Source organism: Actinospineispora eucalypti, from assembly GCF_039543365.1.
In the GTDB taxonomy this organism is placed as follows: Bacteria; Actinomycetota; Actinomycetes; order Mycobacteriales; family Pseudonocardiaceae; genus Pseudonocardia; species Pseudonocardia eucalypti.
In genome coordinates, this window is record NZ_BAABJP010000029.1 from 171,101 (window position 1) to 178,299 (window position 7,199).

At 65.2% G+C, this 7,199-nt stretch carries 2 protein-coding genes; one reads left to right on the plus strand and one right to left on the minus strand.

Annotation, left to right across the window (positions count from 1 at the left end; genetic code table 11):
* Window positions 1-17: 17 nt before the first annotated feature.
* Entirely contained in the window at window positions 18-3,182 is a 3,165-nt protein-coding gene (locus ABEB12_RS24900; RefSeq protein ID WP_185060782.1) for a BTAD domain-containing putative transcriptional regulator, read from the minus strand.
* 130 nt (window positions 3,183-3,312) lie between these two features.
* On the opposite strand from ABEB12_RS24900, the gene ABEB12_RS24905 reads away from it, so the two are divergent.
* Entirely contained in the window at window positions 3,313-3,954 is a 642-nt protein-coding gene (locus ABEB12_RS24905) for a TetR family transcriptional regulator (RefSeq protein ID WP_185060781.1), read from the plus strand.
* The last annotated feature ends 3,245 nt before the right edge of the window (window positions 3,955-7,199 follow it).

Consider the following 7,199-nt stretch of genomic DNA (forward strand, 5'->3'; position numbering starts at 1 on the left):
CTCCCCCAGACGAGAAGTCATTGTGAACTGCCGATAAGCCGGAGCAACCGCCGCTCCTCAAGAACATTACCGGATTCTCGGCACAACTCCACCGCTTCCTGACCATGGATCGCGGACAATCGAGAATTCCCCCAACGAAGATAGGCTTCGGTCAGGGCATAGAGCGCGGCGATCTCGACGGAGCGATAGCCGCATCGACGTGCCAAGGACCAGGCGTGACTCGCATGACCAACAGCTTCTGGGTATCTACCGAAATAAGTATCGAGCCGGGCAGCGATAGCGGAAAGGTGGCTACGGTGATACGTGAAGCTGTTCTGGCCGAGTACCTCATCCACGAGCCTCAGATGAGCCTCGGCGGACTGATGCTGGAACATTTCAATTTCGATGTCGGCCAAGCCTAAAAGCACAAATGCCTTGAGCGGCTTTGTCTCGTTTCGGGCAGCCACTTCTAGGGCACGACTGATCTCCCTGTCCGCTGACGGATAGTCTTGAAGTTCCCAGCGCAACCGAGCAAGCCACGCTTGTGTCAAGGTAAGACCGTTCGTCGACCCGCGTTCGGTGAACATGTTCCGGGCACGCGTTAAGTCGTGTTCGGCGGCGTCGGCGCGACCGAGCAGTAGCCGTACAGATCCGAGGTGTGCGAGGTCAGCCGCCTGCGCCAGCCGCAGGCCGTGGCGAGTACTTAGATCGAGCGCTTGGAGATGGCAGTCCTCGGCGACTCGCAAATTTCCGGCGAGGTAGTGTTGAATTCCGAGGCTCTTGAGCGTGCGGTTTTCGCCAACGATAGAGCCGATCTCGGAAAACAGTGCAGCGGCTTTTTGAGTGTACTTTGTTGCCTCGCGGAGTTGGCCGGTCCAGGCGAGTGTGACACCGAGCGCGGCGAGTCCCGAGGCTTCGCATTCATGCCACCCGCAGTTCCCCGCAATTTCCACTGACTTAGTCAGGTGGTAGACGCCTTCGCCCAACTGTCCCGCCATGAAGCGACAATCGCCGATGCTGTAATGCAGCATGGCCCGCACGTCATGCTCATCGCGTCGATCCGCTTCGGTGAGGATCTCGCGTGCGATATCCGACCATTCCGCTCGGCGTCCGTTGCGGTGGAAATAGGTTCGGAGGCCGTCGGCGACCAACCAAGCATCCGGGTAAGGCCCTTGCCTTGCCGCTAGCGTCACGGCAGCCGCAACGTTGGGAATCTCTACATCCAGCGCGGTCAATGTAGAGTGCTTTGAATTTGGCTGCCCCGCTTGGTCCGGTTCCCTGGGTAACGCCCTCGGCAAAGCCAACCCGCCTTCCCGATAACGCTCAGTGAGCGCGGTCGTAATGTCGAGGTAATGCCTCACCAACCGATTCCAAGCCGCAGTCCGCTCAGGATCGTTCCGGACCTGTTCGACGGCATACAGACGCAGCAGCTCGTGAAACCGGAAGCGCCCGGCGACAGCTCGTTCGATCACATGCGCCTCGCTGAGCGCGTCGAGCCCTCTAAGCGCGTCGTCAGGCGAAAGAGCGGCCAGCGCGGCAACCGTGGATGCGGTGAAGTCGGGCCCTGGAACCAAACCGAGCAGCCGAAACAGGCGCTGCCCAGCGGGGTCGAGTGCGCGGTAGGACGCCGAAAACGCCGCCCTCACCACACTGTGCTCGGATCCGTCCGCGGCAAAGACCGCGAACGGATCCCCCTGCGCCAACTCGGCGGCTACCTTCGCGATGCGCGCCTGGGGAACCGCGGCCAGTTGTGCCGCAACAAGCCGCAACGCCAGCGGCAAACCGCCGCAAAGCCCCGTGAGCTCGGTCGCCGAAGCCCGCTCGGCTCCCACACGAGAGTGCCCGATCACGGTCTCCATCAGCTCGAGCGCTTCGCGATCGGTCAACGTGCCGAGCGATACGGCGCCCGCGCCCACCGTGGCCATCACGTCGCTCAGCCGATTACGGCTGGTCACCACCGTCATTCCCGACGATGGCAACAAAGGCATCACCTGACTTGATTCCTGTGCGTTATCCAGGATGACAAGAATCCGGCGGCCGGCCAACATCGACCGGTAGAGCTCGACACGCTCAGCTAGGGGGGCCGACTCTCGGCGCGGATCGACTCCAAGTGATCGCAACAACCGGTTCAACGCGCCCGACGACGCCAGCGGTTGCTCGTCCAGCTCGTAGCCACGCAGATCGAGGTAGAGCTGACCGTCAGGAAAGCGGTCTCGCACCGAGTGCGCCCAATGCACCGCCAACGAGGTCTTTCCCACACCCGCACTGCCGCTGATCACACAAACCGCAGAGTCCGACACGGCCAGCTGGGCGTCCAAAGCGGCCAACGCATCACGCCGGCCGACAAATCTTTGCATATCCCTCGGCAATTCGGCCGGACGGACAAACCCAGTCGATACCGAACGGCGAGTGCCCCTTCCCGCATCCGCCGCCACCTGGGAAACGGTGTCCCCGCCACTGAGTACCCGCGCCTGCACAGCGCGCAGCCGCTGCCCCGGTTCGACCCCTAGCTCATCGACCAGCCTGCGACGGATCTCGCTGTATATTCGCAATGCCTCCTCTCGGCGCTCGCCCTGGTCTAGCGCAAGCATCAGTTGAGTCGCCAGGCGCTCCTCCAACGGGTACGCCGCCGTGGCTCGGCGCAATTCGTCAATGATCTCGCCGTGCCGTCCGGCGGCCAACTCGACCTCGAACAATGCCTCGAGCGCCGCTAGTCGGCGTTCTTCCAGACCGCGCCGCTCATGCTCGATCAGCGCTTCACTCACCCCGACAAGGGGAGGACCGCTCCACAAGGCCAGCGCTGAGCGCAATTGCCGCGCCACAGTTCCCGCCGTTTTCGACTCTTGATCAGATTGCGCTTTGGCGACGAGCTCGGCGAAGACGTCCAGGTCAAGCTCTCCCGGCGCGACATCGATGCGGTAGCCCTGACCCACACGCACGATCACCTCGTCCCCCAAGAGCGCGCGCAATTCCGAGATGTACACCTGCAGGCGCCCCCGGACGCTGCGCGGCAACTTCTCGCCCCATACGAGTGCGTACAGCCGACGCTCAGTCACCACGCGGTTCGCATGCAGCAAGAGGACCGCCAGCACCGCGCGCTGCTTCGGGGCGCCAAGCCGATACGGACCTCCCGGCCCCTGCACCGTGACCGGGCCAAGCACCCGGTAGCGCACGCGGCGCGTCCCACCAGCTTTGTCCTCCATGGCGCCCCCATCCTGGTTCGCACCGCCCCGCGCGACCAGGCGGCGAGTTTCGATACATCTCCATTCGCTTCATCGTCGCTGATGCACGCGAACTAACTTAACAGACCTGTCAGTCTGGCAGGATGGTCGCATGCCGATATTGACCGGGTCGGGTTCGACGTCCGCACGGGAGAAACTGCTGGACACCGCGAGCGCGTTGTTCTATCGGCGCGGTATTGTGGCGACCGGGGTAGACACGGTCGTCGAGGCCTCCGGGGTATCGAAGCCGACTCTGTATGCGCACTTCAGGTCTAAGTCCGAGCTGATTGCCGCCGTCCTGGATCGGCGCCACACGCGCCGGGTAGTCGCCCTGCCCGCCTGGCTCGGCGAAGCGGCCGACGACCCGCTCGAGCGGCTGCTGGCGCTGTTCGACTGGCTGGCCGAGATCTACGCGCGGGACGCGCCGCGCGGCTGCGCGTTCCTCAACGCGGCCGCTGAAACCCCGGATGCCGACCAGCCGGCCTGGGAAGTGATCAGCCGGCACAAACGCTGGATGACCGACTTCCTCACCGAGCTCGCCACCAACGCCGGACTGACCAACCCGGCCCAGCTCGGGTCGCAGCTACTTCTACTCATCGACGGCGCGAGCAGTCGCGTGCTGGTCGAGGCTGGCGCACACCCCCCAGCCGACCGCATCACGGAAATCGTCGCGCACGCGAAGCAGGCCGCCAAGGTGCTTATCACGCACGCTGGCCGTCTCGAGCCCACCGGTCCACTCGATCACGAATCCTAGACTCAGGCAATCATTCCGGGAATCGCTCTAAGAATTCGGTGGTGACGGCCGCGCATCGGGTAGGGACTGCCGCTGAACGCGTCCAAACTGGGCCGGCGCCGGGCAAGTCCGGTGTTGTGTCCGCCGGCCATAGTTTAGTGTGCCGCCGCCGGAGGTCAGGATCTGTTCGGACACCTCAATGGGCTTAGGCACGGCCGCCGCTGGGCGAGCACGCCGTCTCTGTCCGCGTTGGCACATGCACAGGAAATCCCGACGGAGGCATTCGCTGACCGCCGGGCACCAAGCAGTGAAAACAGGCAAGGTGAGAGCTCGGAGACTCTCGTGCGGGAGGGTCACGCTTTCCGCAGATCCCCGTTGGATCGGCTACATCACAACCGGCGTGAGCCTTCACTGTGGCGGGCTTGCATCACTCTATAGAACCGGCGGCTTGTATTGATAATACCAGACACCGGGACGCGGAGTATGACACCTGACGGGCTTCTGAACTTCGTATTTACCTCTGAGAGCGTCGTCCACGCACGCCCGCTCGGTGGGAAACGGTCCGGCGCAACCCCACCCGGTCGAGCAACCGTTCGCGTCATAGGCGGGAGTGGCCGGCGCTATCGCGTAGGCCGGCTGGGCCATCAGCACCATCACGCCAGCAAAAGCACACCCGACGCCGATTTTCCAGACTCGGGAAATGAGCCCCTCGGCGTGTCCCCAACCCGCACGCCTCTCAGAACAGACGCGGCACGACGCGGACGAATGTTTCCAGTGCAATTTCGTGAATCTCCTCATCATCGCACGCCTGAGATAGCGGCCACTAATTGTTGCGGCATGAGAATAGATCCGGGTCCTTCGCAACTGCTTAGCGATCAGTTCCGTCCTCGGGGCGCCTCAGGATGACCACAACGGCCACGGACGGTGGACGGCCCAGCCGGATCGGCCGGGAGCCCAGCACCCGCCACGGCCACCAGCTAGATAACCACCGAAGCCGATGGCAAACAGTGGGCCGTTACGCACCAGATGCCGTGGCCCGAGCAGGGCGGCCAACGCCGCGCACATAAGCCCGCATCGTATCGGCAGGTGCACAAAATCGGTCCGCCCCATCGCGACACGGGGACAACTACCGCGGCGGTCGCTCGTACCAAGGGGAGCCACGACTCGTAGCCGGTGCTCAGGCTGCCTCTGTCTCCAACAGCACCCTCGCTGACGGCAGGAGCAGGGCGGAGACCAAGATCTCGCCTCGCGCGCCGCTTGAGAGTATCTCGACGGCGCTCCCCGCGCGGGCGAAACCACCCGCAGCCTGCGGCCGCGTTCTGCCAATCTTCCGCGCCCATGGATATCACCAGCACGGCCAGCGCCACCATGGCATCGCGGAATGTCGACCACGGCCACGCCACGTTCATGACCCACCGTCCTCACCGGTATGGCATCCCGTCGGTTGTGGTCCTGCTCCCGAACCGGGCCAGTGCCCACACCGCCCGGTCCCGCTCGTCCGGGGCCAGCGCCCCTCGGCCACCAGCCGCTCCAGCTCGGGCGCGGCCTGCTCCTCGTCCAGCACCCACACCGGCCGCGGGCCCGGCAGCCCCCTCGGCATCCGATATCCGGTGTCCGCCAGCCGCGTCAGGTACTCGCCGAGCTCCGGAAGCACCCGCGACAACAGCTCGGTGTCCCCGTCAAACCATTCCCCCAGGCGGGGCCGACGGCCCACCCCACCGGTCGCCCGCTGTTTCCGCCTCTGGTCGATCCGCTGGTCGAACGCGTCGCTGAGCTCTGGGCCCACCGCGTAAAGCACACCGCGACCGCCTTCGTTCGAGACGGCCACCAGGGTCCCCACGTGGTTGACGTCGAGGTCGAACAACCCACCGCCGGAGACCCCCCGCCCCACCAGCGCGGGAACCCCCACATAGCCCCCTTCCAGATCGATGACCGGACCGACCCAGACGACCAGGGCACCGCCCACGACGCCAGCCACTAGGACGGTCTGGCCGAGGCGTAGCTCGGTGCGTCGCTTCCGGGCGGGCGCAACGCCGAGGCCAGGCACGACCGCGTCCGCGAGGTCGACGGTGCGGCCCCCGTCTCCCCACCGCCGCAGCCCGCCGTGGACCGCGCGAGCGACCCGAGGATCGTCGCCGTACTGCTCGCGGGTCACCGTCGCCCAGCCATCCAACGCAATACCGTTGGCACGCACGTTGCCGGGTTTCACACCGTCGACGACATGCAGCGCGGTGCGGACCCGCCCCTGCTCGAGCACGATCCCGCTGCCACTGCCCGAGGGTGTGACGAGGTGCACCACGTGTCGCCTGACGGTACGCACGATCTCGACAAGCCGCTCGGGTGCGATGGGCTCGCCGGCGGCCGGATGCATGCCGACCAGCTCATGCCGGCCGCTGCGGCGTTCGAAAGTGACCAGCTCGACCTCGCGCACTCGCTCGCCATTTGCCGAGACGACCACCTCATTGCCGGACAGCTGGAAGCGATGCACCCGCAGCGAACCGATCACACCGGTCAAGGCGCTGCTGGTCGTCCACCCGGTGGCGATCGTGCGCAGCGCCCACTCCAGGCGCTCTTCGGCGTTCCAGACTTCCGCTTCCGGTACGAACCTCACGACGAGATCGGACAGCAAGGCGAGCACCCAGATCAGGTTACGACGGCCCTCATTCCGAATCAGGTCGCCGCTGATCTCCAACAGGCCAACCGGCCCCGTGATCTCCAGGACGAGGTCGAATGTAGTCGTCGCGGTGAACCCGAACTCCTCCGCCGCCGCCGCGTACCATCTGACGCGGCCGCGCCACACCTCGGACTCGGCCGAGGTCACCTTGGCCGAGAAGTCCTCCATAGCGTCGCCGGCGGGCAGCCACGCGAAGTCCTGGCGCAGAAGCCGCAGCTGCTCCCGGACCTCGTCCAATTCGAACAGCCCGTCACGCCACTGCTCACGCGACAGACTCCGAGCTCGGCTGATCGACAACTCGATACCCATCAGCTGCTCCGCCGCGGTGGCCAACTCCAAGTGACCGGCCAGCCACTCGACGTCCTCGTTGTCCTCCTGACCGGCCCTCGGCCACTCGATCCGCCGCCATGCGAAGTCTCGCAGCAGCCGCCACCACGCCTCCTCGAGCAGACCGTCCCGGGTGAGCCTGGACATGAACAGCCAGGTCTCCTCAAACATTACGATCTCGGCGCGCTCGCGATACCGCCAGACGTACACGATCGTCCATACCGTCAGGTCGCGCAGCTTCTTCGGCAGCGACTCACCGGCTTTG